16 protein-coding genes are annotated in these 14,728 nt (G+C 60.9%); 10 read left to right on the top strand and 6 right to left on the bottom strand.

Going from position 1 to position 14,728, the window contains the following annotated elements; genetic code table 11:
* Nucleotides 1-83 precede the first annotated feature (83 nt).
* Both metW and metX read right to left on the bottom strand, forming a co-directional pair.
* Complete coding sequence (gene metW / locus FMN63_RS18885) at nucleotides 84-716, bottom strand: methionine biosynthesis protein MetW (protein ID WP_148585727.1); 633 nt, start codon at nucleotides 714-716, stop codon at nucleotides 84-86.
* A gap of 4 nt (nucleotides 717-720) precedes the next feature.
* The gene (metX, locus tag FMN63_RS18880; protein ID WP_148585726.1) at nucleotides 721-1,923 is read right to left on the bottom strand and encodes a homoserine O-acetyltransferase MetX; all 1,203 of its coding nucleotides are present in this window, start codon (nucleotides 1,921-1,923) and stop codon (nucleotides 721-723) included.
* Nucleotides 1,924-2,141: 218 nt separating this feature from the next.
* Between metX and FMN63_RS18875 the strand changes: the two genes are divergently transcribed.
* Genes FMN63_RS18875 through FMN63_RS18865 form a run of 3 tightly spaced genes read left to right on the top strand, consistent with a single transcriptional unit; the run spans nucleotide 2,142 to nucleotide 5,099 of the window.
* Entirely contained in the window at nucleotides 2,142-3,014 is an 873-nt protein-coding gene (locus FMN63_RS18875; RefSeq protein WP_209001237.1) for a chorismate mutase, read from the top strand.
* Nucleotides 3,011-4,147, top strand: coding sequence for a histidinol-phosphate transaminase (hisC, locus tag FMN63_RS18870; RefSeq protein ID WP_148585724.1), 1,137 nt, complete (start codon nucleotides 3,011-3,013; stop codon nucleotides 4,145-4,147). The genes FMN63_RS18875 and hisC overlap by 4 nt, the downstream gene beginning before the upstream one ends.
* A gap of 7 nt (nucleotides 4,148-4,154) precedes the next feature.
* Entirely contained in the window at nucleotides 4,155-5,099 is a 945-nt protein-coding gene (locus FMN63_RS18865; RefSeq protein WP_148585723.1) for a prephenate/arogenate dehydrogenase family protein, read from the top strand.
* Nucleotides 5,100-5,206: 107 nt separating this feature from the next.
* Here the strand turns inward: FMN63_RS18865 and FMN63_RS18860 are convergent, their stop codons facing one another.
* Nucleotides 5,207-6,112, bottom strand: a complete 906-nt coding sequence (locus FMN63_RS18860) for a polyprenyl synthetase family protein (RefSeq protein ID WP_148585722.1) — start codon at nucleotides 6,110-6,112, stop codon at nucleotides 5,207-5,209.
* A 144-nt stretch (nucleotides 6,113-6,256) separates the two neighbouring features.
* Here FMN63_RS18860 and FMN63_RS18855 point away from each other — a divergent pair, with 144 nt between their 5' ends.
* From FMN63_RS18855 to FMN63_RS18840, 4 genes are all read left to right on the top strand, one after another.
* Nucleotides 6,257-7,477 carry an SAM-dependent methyltransferase gene (locus FMN63_RS18855; RefSeq protein WP_148585721.1) on the top strand — a complete coding sequence of 407 codons (1,221 nt, stop codon included), beginning with the start codon at nucleotides 6,257-6,259 and terminating at the stop codon, nucleotides 7,475-7,477.
* Nucleotides 7,478-7,532: 55 nt separating this feature from the next.
* Nucleotides 7,533-8,207 carry a monofunctional biosynthetic peptidoglycan transglycosylase gene (mtgA, locus tag FMN63_RS18850; protein WP_209001236.1) on the top strand — a complete coding sequence of 225 codons (675 nt, stop codon included), beginning with the start codon at nucleotides 7,533-7,535 and terminating at the stop codon, nucleotides 8,205-8,207.
* A gap of 181 nt (nucleotides 8,208-8,388) precedes the next feature.
* Nucleotides 8,389-8,574, top strand: coding sequence for a 50S ribosomal protein L32 (gene rpmF / locus FMN63_RS18845; RefSeq protein WP_006936667.1), 186 nt, complete (start codon nucleotides 8,389-8,391; stop codon nucleotides 8,572-8,574).
* 188 nt (nucleotides 8,575-8,762) lie between these two features.
* Complete coding sequence (locus tag FMN63_RS18840; protein ID WP_148585719.1) at nucleotides 8,763-9,185, top strand: hypothetical protein; 423 nt, start codon at nucleotides 8,763-8,765, stop codon at nucleotides 9,183-9,185.
* A 211-nt stretch (nucleotides 9,186-9,396) separates the two neighbouring features.
* Here FMN63_RS18840 and FMN63_RS18835 read toward each other — a convergent pair whose 3' ends face one another.
* Nucleotides 9,397-10,038 (bottom strand): septation protein A, encoded by a 642-nt coding sequence (locus FMN63_RS18835; protein WP_148585718.1) that lies wholly within the window; start codon nucleotides 10,036-10,038, stop codon nucleotides 9,397-9,399.
* Between the two features lie 139 nt (nucleotides 10,039-10,177).
* On the opposite strand from FMN63_RS18835, the gene FMN63_RS18830 reads away from it, so the two are divergent.
* Nucleotides 10,178-10,921: a DUF3299 domain-containing protein gene (locus FMN63_RS18830; protein ID WP_148585717.1), complete on the top strand. Its 744-nt coding sequence runs from the start codon at nucleotides 10,178-10,180 to the stop codon at nucleotides 10,919-10,921.
* A gap of 326 nt (nucleotides 10,922-11,247) precedes the next feature.
* On the opposite strand, the gene phbB is transcribed toward FMN63_RS18830, so the two are convergent.
* Nucleotides 11,248-11,976, bottom strand: a complete 729-nt coding sequence (gene phbB / locus FMN63_RS18825) for an acetoacetyl-CoA reductase (RefSeq protein ID WP_148585716.1) — start codon at nucleotides 11,974-11,976, stop codon at nucleotides 11,248-11,250.
* Nucleotides 11,977-12,091: 115 nt separating this feature from the next.
* Nucleotides 12,092-13,273, bottom strand: a complete 1,182-nt coding sequence (locus FMN63_RS18820; RefSeq protein WP_148585715.1) for an acetyl-CoA C-acetyltransferase — start codon at nucleotides 13,271-13,273, stop codon at nucleotides 12,092-12,094.
* A gap of 295 nt (nucleotides 13,274-13,568) precedes the next feature.
* On the opposite strand from FMN63_RS18820, the gene phaR reads away from it, so the two are divergent.
* Both phaR and FMN63_RS18810 read left to right on the top strand, forming a co-directional pair.
* Nucleotides 13,569-14,162: a polyhydroxyalkanoate synthesis repressor PhaR gene (phaR, locus tag FMN63_RS18815; protein WP_148585714.1), complete on the top strand. Its 594-nt coding sequence runs from the start codon at nucleotides 13,569-13,571 to the stop codon at nucleotides 14,160-14,162.
* A gap of 19 nt (nucleotides 14,163-14,181) precedes the next feature.
* Nucleotides 14,182-14,694 (top strand): GNAT family N-acetyltransferase, encoded by a 513-nt coding sequence (locus FMN63_RS18810; RefSeq protein WP_148585713.1) that lies wholly within the window; start codon nucleotides 14,182-14,184, stop codon nucleotides 14,692-14,694.
* The last annotated feature ends 34 nt before the right edge of the window (nucleotides 14,695-14,728 follow it).

Here is a 14,728-nt window from a genome sequence, read left to right as displayed (position 1 = left end):
TTCAAGGGGTGGGGGGGGCTGATTCCCCAAAATCTTCCCTTAAAGTCCGGAAATCCGGCCTGCTGCCAGTTGATCCAGCCTGCTTACCGCTTCAGCAGAAACACGGCCTGTTCGGCAACGATGTTCCACACCCACCAGGGGGCGTTGACCGGGATCTTGTTGCCTCTGCCGCTGAGGGCAACGGCTTTTTCGACTTTCGCATCCAGTTCCCGGCAGAGTTCGACGAAATCGCGCAGGGAGCAGAAGTGGATGTTCGGCGTGTCGTACCATTCGTAAGGCAGGTATTTGGTCACCGGCATACGGCCGCGGAACAGGAGCTGGGCCCGGTTGCGCCAATGGGCGAAATTCGGGATCGAGATCACGACCTGGTTGCCGATGCGCAAGAGCTCGCTGACGACCTTCTTCGGCTCGCGGGTGGCCTGCAGGGTCTGGCTCAGGATAACGACGTCGAAAGCCCCGTCCGGATAGTCGGCGAGGTCCTGGTCGGCATCGCCCTGGATCACCGACAGGCCGCGGGCGACGCAGCGGTTGACGCCTTCCTGCGACAGTTCGATGCCGCGCCCGTCCACCTGACGCTCGCGCACCAGAAGGTCGAGCAGTTCGCCATCGGCCGATCCGATGTCGAGCACGCGGGCATTGTGCGGAACCAGCGAGGCGACGACCTTGTGGTCGCCGCGCACAGCGCCGGATAGGGTCTGTCTTGGAGCCAGGTTCACGGGATCAGACCTCCTCGCCCGGTGCGGGCAGGCCGCGGGCGTGTGCTGCACCGGTGATGAAGCCGGAAATGGTCTGGAACATCTCCGGCACGTCCAGCAGGAACGAATCGTGGCCCCAGTCGCTTTCGATCTCGACGAAGGAGACATTGGCCGCCGCAGCGTTGAGCGCCTTTACCACACGCCGGCTTTCCGTCGTCGGGAACAGCCAGTCGGAGGTAAACGACATGACGCAGAACCGCGTCTTCGTTCCCTTGAAGGCGTTTGCCAGCGAGCCGCCGAACTGATGCGCCAGGTCGAAATAGTCCATCGCCCGGGTGACATAGAGATAGGAATTGGCGTCGAACCGGTCGACGAAAGTCATGCCTTGGTGGCGCAGATAGCTCTCGATCTGGAAATCCGCGTCGAAACCGAAGGTGACATTTTCACGGTCTTGCAGGTTGCGGCCGAATTTCTGATGCAGGGATTCGTCCGACATGTAGGTGACATGTGCTGCCATGCGAGCGACCGCCAGACCCTTGGTCGGCCGTTGCCCTTCCTGCAGATAACTGCCGCCGCACCAGTTCGGGTCGGCCATGATGGCCTGCCGTCCGACTTCGTGGAAAGCGATGTTCTGGGAGGTGTGCCGGGCTGCTGCAGCAATGGGCACGGCCGCAAACACACGCTCGGGATAGCTGGCTGCCCATTGCAGCACCTGCATCCCGCCCATGGAGCCGCCAATGACGGCAAACAGCGTGTCGATACCCAGATGATCGACCAGGCGTGCCTGGGCCCGAACCATGTCGCGAATCGTGATCACGGGCAGCGCCAGACCATAGGCCTGTCCGGTCTCCTCGTTGATGGAAGCCGGTCCGGTGGTGCCGAGGCAACCGCCGAGGACGTTGGAGCAGATGACGAAATAATGGTTGGTGTCGATCGGCTTGCCGGGGCCGACCATGTGGCTCCACCAGCCGGGCTTGCCCGTCACGGGGCTTGTGGAGGCCGCATACTGGTCGCCGGTCAGAGCGTGACACACGATCACGGCATTGGACTTGTCCGCGTTCAGCTCGCCATAGGTCTCATACGCGACCTGCCAGGGGCCAAGCTTTGCGCCGGCATCGAGTTCCAGCGGTTCTTCCGCCGGAAAGTGCACGAGCTTGCTTGACGGCCAGACTGCTTCGGTTGCCTTCAGATTCTCCGGGGTGGCTGGACGTGATGTGTCTGCGGACATGGCTCTAAAGAATTATCTGTTGTCCCAGGCTGGGAAATTTTCACACCGCTTGCGCGGGCGACGGTCCGCCGCCGGGAAACGGCAGATGCCTGCCAGAGCGGCCAGACTGGCGACCTAGCCGTGCCTGAACGCCCGAGTCAATGTTTTCTTTTGCCTTTGGGCTATCACATCCCTATGACTATGCGCCGCTGAACCCAAACGAAGGCCGGAGCCACCTCATGTCTCACTTGCCGGACAGCGGGCTGTCGCTGGACGACCTCAGGACGAGGGTCGACGAGATCGATGCACGCATCCACACCGCCCTGATGGAACGCGCCCAGGCCGAAGCCGGCATCCAGGCAGCGAGCCGCGCCTCAGGGGCCGCAGCCGCCCTTTTTCAGCCCGAGCGCGACGCCGATCTGATGCGCCAGATGGTGGAGCGTCACGAGGGCGATCTGCCGCTTGCGACCGTCGAACATATCTGGCGAGACCTCATTTGCGCCTGCACCAGCCTGCAGGCGGACACCGCCGTTCACCTGGACGGCAGCGCCGATCTGATCGAGATGCTCGATCTGGCGCGTTTCTATTTCGGCTTTTCCGTGGAGCTGGTCCCGGGAAGCGATGCTGCCGATGTGGTCGGCGCCGTGACGGCTTCAGCCTGCGATCTGGGGCTGGTGGCGTTGATCGACCGGGCGGAACTGCCCTGGTGGCGGGGCCTGAGCGAATCCGGCGCACTTGTGCGGGCACGGCTGCCTTTCGTCATTCTGGACGAGCGGCCTGCCGACCTTCCGGCGCTGGTGCTGGCCAAGGCGGACAGCATGATCGACAACGCGGATGTGGCGGTTTATGACGCCCGCTGGTCTGATCTTCTTCCGGGCAACCTGATGGACGAGGGCATCGAAGTGCTCAGTTTCTTCCGGTCCGCCAGCGGTGTCGACGCGCTGCTTGCTATTTCCGGCGACCTCACGGAAGAGGGCGTGCGCGCTGCCTGCCTTGCGGCGGGCGCCGCACCGGATGTTTTGAGACGTGTCGGCGGCTATGCCGCACCGATCGACGGCAATGGCGATCCGGACGACACATTTGCTGCCGAGGACGAGGAGCCTCAGGGATGAACGAGATGACGACACTGACCGAAGCCGGCAAGGCAACCGCAAAACGTCCGCAGCCGCGGCCGGGTGTTCTGGAAATTGCGGCATATGTTCCCGGCAAGTCCAAGGGCAGCCACGGCAAAACCGTGCACAAGCTCTCGTCCAACGAAACACCGCTCGGTACCAGTGACGCCGCACGTGCAGCCATTGAAGCCGTTGCCCGGAACCTGGAGCTTTATCCGGATGGATCCTCTGCCGAACTGCGCGCCGCCATTGGCGAGGTCTACGGCCTCAACGCGGATCGCATCATCTGCGGCTCCGGGTCGGATGAGGTTCTCAGCCTGATCGCCTATGGCTATCTCGGCCCGGGCGATGAGGCGATCTATTCCGAACACGGCTTCCTGGTCTACGACATTGCCATCCGCGCGGCTGGCGCGACGCCGGTGATCGCGCCTGAAAAAGACCTGACAACGGACGTCGACGCGATCCTGGCCAGGGTCACGGACAAGACCCGGATGGTCTTCATCGCCAATCCGAACAACCCGACCGGCACATATCTGCCGTTCGAAGAGGTCAAGCGGCTGCATGAAGGCCTGCCGGCCAATGTTCTGCTGGTGCTGGATGCCGCCTATGCGGAATACGTCCGCCGCAACGACTATGAAAGCGGCCTCGAACTGGCAGCGACGTCCGATAACGTCATCATGACGCGGACCTTCTCCAAGATTTACGGCCTTGCCAATCTGCGGCTCGGCTGGGCCTTTGGCCCGGCACATGTGATCGACGCGCTCAACCGCATCCGCGGTCCGTTCAACGTCAACGGAATGGCGATTGCCGCCGGCATGGCCGCCGTCCGCGACCGTGACTTCGTCACGCGGTCGATCGAGCATAACGACACATGGTTGCCGTGGGTGACCGCGGAACTCGAGAAGCTGGGTCTGAAGGTGACGCCGAGCGTCGGCAATTTCGTTCTGGTTCACTTTCCCGATGAGGACGGCAAGCGCGCGGCGGATGCCGACGCCTATCTGCTGGAACGGGGCTGCGTGCTGCGCATGGTCGGCAATTACGGACTGCCGAACTCGATCCGCATGACCATCGGCTCCGAAGAAGCGAACCGGGCCGTCATTGGCCACCTGAAGGACTTTCTGGAACAGAAATAAGAATCACATGACTGCTGCCCCCATTTTCGAGCGCATGGCCCTGATCGGCATCGGCCTGATCGGTTCCTCGCTTGCGCAGGTCGCTCGTCAGCGCGGCCTGGTCAAGGAAATCGCAATTTCCACCCGGTCCGAGGATACCCTGCAAAGGGCGAAAGAACTGGACCTGGGCGACAGTTATGCGCTCGACGCCGCCGTGGCGGTGGAGGGGGCCGATCTGGTGATCCTGTGCGCACCGGTGGGGGCCAACGAGGCCATTGCCAAGTGGATCGCACCCGCGCTGAAGAAAGGCGCGATCCTGACCGATGTGGGCTCGACCAAGGGGTCCGTCGTCGACCAGGTCAATCCGCATGTGCCCGAAGGCGTGCATTTCATTCCGGGCCATCCGATTGCCGGGACCGAGCAGTCCGGGCCCGATGCCGGGTTCCCGACGCTGTTCGACCATCGCTGGTGTATCCTGACCCCGTCAGAAGACACCGATCCCGAGGCTCTGGAAAAGCTCAGCGCCTTCTGGCGTGCCTGCGGCTCGGACGTCGACACGATGGACGCCAGACACCACGACCTGGTGCTGGCCATCGTTTCGCATCTGCCGCATCTGATTGCCTACAACATTGTCGGCACCGCAGACGATCTGGAAACGGTCACCAAGTCGGAAGTCATCAAGTATTCGGCGTCCGGTTTCCGCGATTTCACGCGACTGGCGGCCTCCGATCCGACCATGTGGCGGGATGTCTGCCTGCACAACAAGGACGCGATCCTGGAAATGCTGGCGCGGTTCTCCGAAGATCTTTCCGCTCTCCAGCGGGCGATCCGCTGGGGCGATGGCCAGATGCTGTTCGACCTGTTCACCCGCACCCGGGGCATCCGCCGCTCGATCATCGACGCCGGCCAGGAAACCGACGCGCCCGACTTCGGCCGTCATGCCACGGACAAGGCCGGCGCGCCTGCGGAGTAGTTGCGCTTGCCCGGAACACGTCCTGAGAAGGTCGTATTCGGGCAATAGTCCCTGCAATTGATTTCAGTCCTGCGACGTCGCGGGTTGTCAGGCGCTTGGCGTTCAGATCAATTCGTTCGGTTTACGATAAAACCAGCAAGGGCGCTCAGGATCGCCGCGCGGCTGCCATAGGGCGCGAGCAGCGTTTCAGCTTCCTCGACCAGCCGGCCAAGCTCAGTACGCGTCCTGTCGGTGCCCCAGAGCCCTACAAGCGTTGCCTTGCCGGCTTCCGCATCCTTGCCGGTGGCCTTGCCCATCGTTTCCGCGCTGGCTTCCACGTCCAGAAGGTCGTCTGCCAGCTGGAAAGCAAGGCCGATCACTTCGCCGAAACGCGTCAGCCGGTCGATGTCCGCTTCCGGTGCATCCGCAAGAATAGCGCCTGCCCGGCAGGCGTAGCGCAGCAGCGCGCCGGTTTTCATGGATTGCAGCTGGCGGATCTCCGCCTCGGTGCGCTCGCGGTGCTCGGACTCCAGATCGAGCATCTGCCCGCCCGCCATGCCGCCGATGCCGGAAGCGCGGGCAAGTTCGCGCGAGAGCCGCAGGCGCACGGCTGCATCCGCATGCACCGCCTCGCCGGCGATCACGTCGAAGGCGAGCGTCAGCAACGCATCTCCGGCCAGGATGGCGGTCGCCTCGTCATAGGCCTTGTGCACGGTTGGCTGGCCCCGGCGCACATCGTCGTCATCCATGGCTGGCAGGTCGTCATGGACCAGCGAATAACAATGGATCAGTTCCAGCGCACAGGCAGCCTGCAGAATGCCGTCATCTGTCCGTCCGAACAGATTGGCCGTCTCCATCACCAGAACCGGCCGCAGACGCTTGCCGCCGTTCAGCGCGCCATGGCGCATGGCGGCTAGCAGTCGTGGGGGGCGCACGGTTTCAGCCGGCAGAGCCTGGGCGGCCAGAAGCGTTTCCAGCGTGGCCTCCACGAACTTGGCCTGGAAAGTCAGATGCTGGTTTGGGTCAAGGGTCACGATTGGCTCCGGGGCGGATCGGCAACATTTTCAAAGTCCGGGTTTCCCTGAAACCAATTCTCTGTATCGTCAAGGCTCGAATTTGAAAAAATGCCGGAGCGACCTGGCCGATCTTTTTAAACTGACCCTTTTGGAGAATTTTTCATGAAACTGCTGTCGAGCCTTTTGCGATCCTTCATCAAACGCGGGCGTATGCGTGTGATCGATGTCGCGGGCGCCGTGCACGAATTCGGATCGGGCGAGGATGGCCCGACGGTGACCATCCGACTGCACGACAAGAAGCTCTACCGATCCCTCTTTCTCAATCCGGAGCTGGCCGCGGGCGAAGCCTATATGGATGGCACACTGACCATGGAGGAGGGATCGACCTGCTACGACTTCATGTTCCTGTTTTCCATCAACAGGGCGCCGCTTGGAGCCAACCCGGTGCAGGGTATGCTTCGCAAGGGCTGGAAGCTTTTGCGGCGTCGCCAGCAGCAGAACAGCGTCGAGCGGGCAAAGTCGCAGGCGCGGCATCACTATGACCTCTCGACGGACCTCTACCGCCTGTTCATGGATGAAGGCCTCAACTACAGCTGCGCCTATTACACCTCACCGGACGACACGCTGGAACAAGCCCAGGCGGCCAAGCTGAACCATCTGGTTGCCAAGCTCGACCTGAAACCAGGGATGGAGGTGCTGGAAATCGGTGGCGGCTGGGGATCGCTCGCCATTCGCATGGCTCAGGCCGGTGCAAAGGTTACCTCACTCAACGTCTCGCCGGAGCAGGTGAAAATTGCCGAGGAACGGGTGCGTGCCGCCGGTCTTCAGGACCAGGTGACATTCGTTCTGAAGGATTACCGGGAATTCAAAGGCCAATTCGACCGGATCATCTCGGTCGGCATGATGGAACATGTCGGCATCGGTCATCTCGATGAGTATTTCGGCCAGATCCGCAATTGCCTGACCGAAAAAGGCTATGCGGTCGTGCATTCCATCGGGCGCATGACTCCTCCGGGCACGACGGGGCCGTTTATTCGCAAGTATATTTTTCCCGGGGGCTACGTTCCGGCGCTGTCGGAAGTCTTTGCGTCTACCGAACGGCTCGGGTTATGGGTTTGCGATGCGGAAATCCTGCGACTGCACTACTACTACACCATTCGCGACTGGCGCGTTCGCTTCGAAAACAAGAGGGCGATGGCCGCTGATCTTTACGACGAAACTTTCTGCCGTATGTGGGAGTTTTATCTCTGTGCGGTCGAACTGGGCTTCCTGCACGGCTCCAACATGGTCTTCCAGCTCCTCCTGTCGAAGGAGAGGGATGCCGTTCCGATTGTCCGCGACTTCATTGTCGATAACGAGCGGGAACTGAATGGTAAGGGTTAAACCTGCAACGGGAGGAAAGACAGGCTCTGGAGGGCCGTCCGGACGTCGGCGTGGTATGTTCGGTGTTATCCGCAGACGCTTGTTGCAGTTGCTGCTGGTTCTTGTCCTGCTTCCGCCGGTTCTTACCGTGCTCTATTCCGTTGTCCCGCCGGTCTCGACGTTGATGATCGGGCGGTACGTCCAGTTCCTGTGGGTCGACCGGCAATGGGTGCCGCTCGATCAGATCTCGCCGAACCTCGTTCGTTCGGTGATCACGTCGGAAGACAGCGGCTTTTGCGAAAATGATGGTGTCGAGTGGGATGCGCTACAGGATCAGGTCGAAGCGCTGAGCGATGGCGAGAAACCGCGTGGAGCCAGCACGATCACCATGCAGACCGCAAAGAACCTGTTTCTGTGGGGTGAGCGGTCCTACATCCGCAAGGCGCTGGAGCTCCCGCTGGCCTTGATGCTGGATGCCATCCTGTCCAAGAAGCGGATCCTGGAAATTTACCTCAATATTGCCGAGTGGGGTGAGGGTATTTTCGGCGCCGAAGCAGCTGCGCAGGCCTGGTTCGGCAAGAGCGCCAAGGACCTGACGCGCACCGAGGCTGCCAGATTGGCGACAGCTTTGCCAAATCCGCGCGGCCGAAACCCCGCTAAACCCGGATCCGGACACCGCAGACTGGCCGGTACGAATCTGGCCCGCGTGAAGGGCGCAGGGTCGATTTTCGGCTGTGTTCTGGGGAAATAAGCAGGGGTGGATAGCGCTTTGATCCGGGCTGTTCTATGGAGACCAAGAATTTTTTCTCTATGGGGTGGCAAAACGTTGGCGTTGCCTGTATAACGCCGCGCATTCCAACACGCTGCGTGACGCCACGCCCCGGGCTAACCCGGTCCGGGCCGCGCTGTTATGGACCACGGAGAAAAACAAAATGGCCGTTCCAAAGAGAAAAACCTCGCGCTCCAAGCGCGGTTTTCGCCGTTCCGCGGACGCCCTCAAGCAGCCGACTTACGTCGAGGACAAGGATTCGGGCGAACTGCGCCGTCCGCATCACGTTGACCTGAAGACCGGCATGTACCGGGGCCGTCAGATCCTTTCCGCGAAAGACGACGCATAACACCCGCATTCTTCTTGAATGCAGGTTGCGTCCGGATCGGATCGCCGCATGGCAAAACAAGATTGAGGCTGGCCTTGTTTCGACGGGCCGGCCTTTTTCTTTTCTGCGCCTTGAATTGGCTTTCAAGATCGTGTCAGCTCGCTGCGATTTCCGCCCGCTTCGGGCGGCCTTGATACCGGGAGCCGTCCATGCGCCTTTTCTCCGCCCTTCCATTCACGCTCTTCTCGCTGCTGATCTACAACGCCCTTGCTTTCACGGCAGGCGCGGGAGATCCCGGTTTCTGGGCGCAGCCGGTGATCACCATCCAGATGGTTTCCGGCGCGACATTCGAGCTTCTGGCGAGCGATCTGCTCATCACCGTCGGACTTTTGTTTCTGTTCATCGAAATTCTGAAGGCCACCCGCATCGGCACGACAGCCTTGCTGGACCACATGTTCTCGGTGCTGGTCTTCGTCGCCTATCTGGTGGAGTTTCTGGTGGTGCAGCCCGCGGCGACGTCGCTGTTCTTCATCCTGATGGCGATTTCCCTGATCGACGTGATCGCCGGGTTCTCGATCTCCATCACCGGTGCGCGGCGGGACGTTTCCTTCGGTCATGGGGACATCCACTAAGCGGACGTTAGCTGTCGCCCGGTCCATGCCGGACACGTGAGACACAGTCGACCGTTTATCCGGAATGCGGATCTGGTTTGCGCCTTGGACGCGCTGAAATCTTGCAGAACATGGGGTCGCTTCGCGCACGCCGATATCCGGTTTCCGGATCGGCGGGCAACGGACTGCTGCATTTGCCCGTACTGAGAGGCGAAGCGCTAAACCGGAAGGGTCAGGCGTCCTTGTTGTCGTCGACAACCGCGTGTTTCTGGATCAATGGCAGCTGGGTCAGGGTGAAGATAAGGGTGATCGGCATGATGCCGAAGACCTTGAAGCTGACCCAGAAATCGGTCGAGAAACTGCGCCAGACGATCTCGTTGATCGCGGCAAGAATGAAGAAGAACACGCCCCAGCGGAATGTCAGCTTGCGCCAGCCCTCGTCCGTCAGGTGGAATGCGCTGTCGAAGACGTAGCCCAGCAGGGACTTGCCGAACAGCAACCCGCCCAGCAGGACCGTGCCGAACAGACAGTTGACGATGGTCGGCTTCAGCTTGATGAAAAGTTCGTCGTGCAGCCACAGCGTCAGGGCGCCGAAGACAAGAACCACCGCGCCGGACACGAGCGGCATGATCGGCAGCCGCTTCGTCAGCCACAGCGACACGACCAGCGATACGGTGATGGCCACCATGAAGGCTGCGGTTGCCAGGAAAATCGGCTTGCCGACTTCCTGCAGCACGGGAAAGGCGGCGGCGATCTGTTCGCCGCGGGCATTGAACAGGAAGAACACGCCGAGCGGTCCCAATTCCAGCGCCAGCTTCAGAAGCGGCGAGAGTTCCTTGCGGGTCGGGTCGTTCGGAGCGTGTTCGAATTCCATGTTTTTACGTTATCCTGTTCAGGAAGTCTGATTCCGGACATAGGTGATGGAGGGTGCCAGGGTCAAGGACCCCGGACCGATTCGGAAAATAGAGCCGGGAATTTTCAGGGCCAGTGCAGAGAAACCGGGAAGTGCGAATATGAAACGCTGGATGCTGTGCCTCGCCGCCGCGCTGCTGTTTACGGCGCCGGCCTTCGCGGCGATGCCTGTCCGCTGGGACCAGCTCAAGGATCCAAAGGCCGCAGGCTATGAGGACCCTTATGCAGCCCTGAGCGGGTCGGAACTGCGGTCGCTCGGCACGGTGCTGCGGCTTCGCCAGCAGCTGGACGAGATGGGTTCGGCCGATGCGGACCGTTTGACGCTGGAGCAGCGGCTGCGGCAGGAAGAAGCGCTGCTTGCTGCTGCCGGAGTGCCGACGGAGCAGTTGTTGTCGCAACGCTTCGAGGTTGCAAAAAAGCGGGCCGCAGCGGCGCTTGCCGGCAATTCGGCACTGGCCGGAAAGGATATTGAGATTACCGGCTACGTGATCCCCGTTCAGGAGCCCGGCAGCGATCAGGTGGTCGCCGGCTATCTGGTTCCCGAACAGGGCATGTGCAGCCACATGCCGGCGCCCGATCCCAACCAGATGATCCGCTACCGGCTGTCGACAGGCTGGCGGGCGGAATACGTCTACGAACCGGTCCGGCTGACCGGGCGCCTGTCCCTGAAAACAACCCGCCAGGAAATCACGCTCCTGGACGGTCAGGTCGATATGGTTGCGGCGTTCGAGATGGAGGTCACCGGTGCCCAAAGGCTGGACGAACAGTCAGCCCCCAACCCGATGAGCCGGATCTGGAAATTCTTCAAGGGCCCGGTTCCGGAAAACTCCTGGAAGCACCCATGACAGGGCGCCGCAACGGGCGCTTTTTGGAATAGCAGCTTGATCGCGGAAATTCGTTCGTCTGAGGTGCCAGGCTGAAATTCGCGATGGATAGGTAGAACCTAAAAAAGCCGGAAACCTGCTTGCCGGTGCAATTTTTCCTGGCTTCGCGAGAGAAAGCCTGGGAGTGGAGCTATTATGAACGTGGCTTTGTTCCCGATCAGAGGGCTAATCGTGGCTGGCTCCAGCATCTCTGTTTCGTCCGGGATCAAGGAGAGTAACGGTCTTGAAACAGCAAAAAAGAAAGGCGCCCGAGGGCGCCTTTCCGTGGTTCTGGTTTTGCCGAAGCCTCAACCGTTGGCGATGTACTGGCCACCGTTGATGGTCATCACCGCGCCGGTCATGAAGGCGGCTGCGTCAGACGCCAGGTAGACGACTGTCTGGGCGATTTCCTCCGGATGGCCAAGGCGGCCGACCGGGATGCCGGAAATGATCGATTGCAGCACCTTTTCCGGCATGGCGGCAACCATGTCGGTGTTGATGTAGCCCGGGCAGACGCAGTTGACGGTGATGCCCTTGAAGGCGTTTTCCTGTGCCAGTGCCTTGGTGAAGCCGATCACGCCGGCCTTGGCGGCGGAATAGTTCGCCTGGCCCATCTGGCCTTTCTGGCCGTTGATGGAGGAGATGTTGATGATGCGGCCCGAGGCGCGTTCACGCATGCCGTTGATCACCGGCTTGGTCATGGTGAACATGGAATCGAGGTTCGTCGACAGGACTTCGCGCCACTGTTCGAAGCTCATCTTGTGAAACATGCCGTCACGGGTGATGCCGGCATTGTTGACCAGCACTTCCACCGGACCCAGTTCGCTTTCCACCTGGGCAATGCCTGCTGCGCAGGCGTCAGGATCGGAGACGTCCCACTTGAAGACGTGGATGCCGGTTGCGGCCTTGAAAGCCTCTGCCTTTTCGGTGTTGCCGGCATATGTGGCCGCCACGGTGTAGCCTGCGTCTTTCAATCCCTGCGAAATTGCTTCGCCGATACCGCGTGTACCACCCGTGACCAATGCGACCTTGCTCATTCCAGTTCCTCCTGACTTCCAATTCCGGGCCCTTAGGGCTCCTTGAGATCAATTCAGTCGTGTTTGCTGTTCCCGATCATGGCCGGGTAACCCGGCCATGATTTTTCCTGGTCGATTAGCGTTCCAGGCACATTGCGACACCCATGCCGCCGCCGATGCAAAGGGTTGCAAGGCCCTTCTTGGAGTCGCGGCGGTTCATTTCGTGCAGCAGGGTCGTCAGGATGCGGGCGCCGGATGCGCCGATCGGGTGGCCGATGGCAATCGCGCCGCCATTCACGTTGACGATGTCCGGGTTCCAGCCCATGTCCTTGTTGACCGCACAGGCCTGGGCCGCAAAGGCTTCGTTGGCTTCCACGAGATCGAGATCGGCAGCGGACCAGCCGGCTTTTTCAAGCGCCTTGCGCGATGCCGGGATCGGACCGGAGCCCATGATGGCCGGGTCGACGCCTGCGGTTGCCCAGGAGGCGATGCGGGCAAGCGGCGTCAGGCCACGCTTTTCGGCTTCGGCAGCGCTCATCACCAGGATAGCGGCAGCGCCATCGTTGATGCCGGAGGCGTTGGCAGCGGTCACGGACCCGTCCTTGGCGAAGGCCGGACGCAGCTTCGTGACGCTGTCCAGCGTCGCGCCGTGGCGGATGTATTCGTCATCTTCCACAACACGCTCCGAGCGGCGTTCGACGACGGTCACCGGGGTGATCTCATCCTTGAACCTGCCAGCCTTCTGTGCAGCTTCCGCCTTGTTCTGGGAGGCAACGGCGAACTCGTCCTGCTGCTCACGGTTGATCTGCCACTTCTCGGCAACGTTCTCGGCGGTCTGGCCCATATGGTAGCCGTTGAAGGCATCCCACAGGCCGTCCTTGATCATGGTGTCGATCATCTTGAAGTCGCCCATCTTGTAGCCGGAGCGCATGTGAGCGCAGTGCGGCGACAAGGACATGTTTTCCTGGCCGCCTGCCATCATGATGGTGGCGTCGCCGGAAATGATCTGCTGCGCCGCAATGGCGACGGTGCGAAGGCCGGAACCGCAGACCTGGTTGAGCGTCCAGGCCGTTGCGCTGTCGGCGATGCCTGCCTTGATGGCTGCCTGGCGCGCCGGGTTCTGGCCCTGACCGGCCGTCAGAACCTGACCGAACACGACTTCGTCGATGTCACCGCCGTCGACGCCGGCTTTTTCCATGGCTGCCTTCATAACAATGGCACCGAGGTCATCCGCCGGGGTATTGGCAAAAGCGCCATTGAAAGACCCCACGGGCGTGCGGGTCGCACTGACAATGACGATATCGGTGAAAGCGCTCATCATACTCTCCAGACTTGTGGTCAATTGACCGTAGTGGACTGGTGCCGTTACGGCATCAGTCGAAGCTTATTATGCTTGGACTAGAAACTGTGGTGGGATTTGTGTCAACAGTAACACTTCATATCGATGGCGTGTTTTCGCATTTGCGGCATCATCCTTTCGTCAGTGCACATAAAAAGGCTGGCACGATCCGACACGATTGGCTTAGTCTCTAACACGGAGGAGATGACAGGCCTGCGAAAGCCTTGTCGTCAAATGGGAAACGAGCCAAAAGGCTGATAGGCGGAATTCACGGATGGCCAAGACCAACGAGCCGACAATCATCAAGAAATACGCCAACCGGCGGCTGTATAACACCGGCACCAGCACCTATGTCACGCTTGAAGACCTGGCGGTGATGGTGAAGGGGGAGGAGGACTTTGTCGTCTATGACGCAAAGAGCGGTGAGGACATCACCCGCTCGGTCCTGACCCAGATCATTTTCGAACAGGAAGGCAAGGGGCAGAACCTTCTGCCGGTCACGTTCCTGCGACAGCTGATCCGCTTTTACGGCGACAGCATGCAGGGTCTCGTGCCGAGCTTCCTGGAGTATTCCATGACCTCGCTCACCAAGGAGCAGGAAAAGCTGCGCTCGCAAATGAGCGATGCTTTCGGCGCGACGGCGTTCGAGGCCATTGAGGATCAGGTCAAGCGGAACACGGAAATGTTCGAGCGGGCCATGAAGATGTTCATGCCCTTTCCGGCCGGAAGCCCGGATGCAACTGCTGCGTCTTCCAACCAGGCGAGCACGTCCAAACCGGCAAAGTCCGGTGGCAGCGATCTCGACGAGATGAAGCGCCAACTGGAAGACATGCAGAAGAAGATCAACAAGCTCAGCGAAAAACCCTGAGGCGTTCTAGACGTCTGACATGGGCCGTGATCACGCTTTTGGGAATGTCGCCATTGTTGCGCTTGGCGACGAACCTGCGGTTTTGAACGTTCTGGAAGCCTGGTTCATCGACGAATGGCCCGGCTGGTATGGCCCTGATGGGCGAGGCGAAGCGCGGCAGGATCTGGAGCAATGCCTTCAGCCCGCTGCCCGGCTGCCCCGTTGTCTGGTTGCGCTGGACACTGATGGCAGGCCGTTGGGCACGGTTTCGCTTCGCGATACCTCTCCAGGATCGGACCTTTATCCCGGAGCCTGGCTGACCGCGCTGCTGGTGCATCGCGATTTCCGGAAAGCCGGGATCGGCGGAGATCTTATTGCCGCCGCCGAGAGACAAGCAGAACAGCTCGGGTTTCCGGAAATTCTGACTGCGACGGCAACAGCCCGTTCGCTCGTTCTCAAGCGGGATTGGCTGCTGGTCGAAACGCTGCAGCCGGAATCAGGGCCTTTGGGCCTCTACCGCAAGGTTCTGGCTGCCGATTGCCCCCCAGCCTGAAATGAAGAGACCGACCAACCCAGCCTTATCCTGA

Origin of the sequence: Stappia sp. BW2, assembly GCF_008107695.1 — a bacterium.
In the GTDB taxonomy this organism is placed as follows: Bacteria; Pseudomonadota; Alphaproteobacteria; order Rhizobiales; family Stappiaceae; genus Roseibium.
The sequence above is the reverse complement of the archived record's forward strand: the minus strand, read 5'-3'. Positions and strand labels throughout refer to the sequence as shown.

What these genes read in the sequence shown, in the direction of transcription:
- phaR (WP_148585714.1), top strand. Translation starts at nt 13,569, where the DNA reads ATGGCCAAGACCAACGAGCCGACAATCATCAAGAAATACGCCAACCGG.
- FMN63_RS18810 (WP_148585713.1), top strand. Translation starts at nt 14,182, where the DNA reads ATGGGCCGTGATCACGCTTTTGGGAATGTCGCCATTGTTGCGCTTGGC.
- mtgA (WP_209001236.1), top strand. Translation starts at nt 7,533, where the DNA reads ATGTTCGGTGTTATCCGCAGACGCTTGTTGCAGTTGCTGCTGGTTCTT.
- FMN63_RS18875 (WP_209001237.1), top strand. Translation starts at nt 2,142, where the DNA reads ATGTCTCACTTGCCGGACAGCGGGCTGTCGCTGGACGACCTCAGGACG.
- FMN63_RS18820 (WP_148585715.1), bottom strand. Translation starts at nt 13,273, where the DNA reads ATGAGCGCTTTCACCGATATCGTCATTGTCAGTGCGACCCGCACGCCC.
- FMN63_RS18830 (WP_148585717.1), top strand. Translation starts at nt 10,178, where the DNA reads ATGAAACGCTGGATGCTGTGCCTCGCCGCCGCGCTGCTGTTTACGGCG.
- hisC (WP_148585724.1), top strand. Translation starts at nt 3,011, where the DNA reads ATGAACGAGATGACGACACTGACCGAAGCCGGCAAGGCAACCGCAAAA.
- FMN63_RS18840 (WP_148585719.1), top strand. Translation starts at nt 8,763, where the DNA reads ATGCGCCTTTTCTCCGCCCTTCCATTCACGCTCTTCTCGCTGCTGATC.
- rpmF (WP_006936667.1), top strand. Translation starts at nt 8,389, where the DNA reads ATGGCCGTTCCAAAGAGAAAAACCTCGCGCTCCAAGCGCGGTTTTCGC.
- metX (WP_148585726.1), bottom strand. Translation starts at nt 1,923, where the DNA reads ATGTCCGCAGACACATCACGTCCAGCCACCCCGGAGAATCTGAAGGCA.
- FMN63_RS18855 (WP_148585721.1), top strand. Translation starts at nt 6,257, where the DNA reads ATGAAACTGCTGTCGAGCCTTTTGCGATCCTTCATCAAACGCGGGCGT.
- phbB (WP_148585716.1), bottom strand. Translation starts at nt 11,976, where the DNA reads ATGAGCAAGGTCGCATTGGTCACGGGTGGTACACGCGGTATCGGCGAA.
- FMN63_RS18835 (WP_148585718.1), bottom strand. Translation starts at nt 10,038, where the DNA reads ATGGAATTCGAACACGCTCCGAACGACCCGACCCGCAAGGAACTCTCG.
- FMN63_RS18865 (WP_148585723.1), top strand. Translation starts at nt 4,155, where the DNA reads ATGACTGCTGCCCCCATTTTCGAGCGCATGGCCCTGATCGGCATCGGC.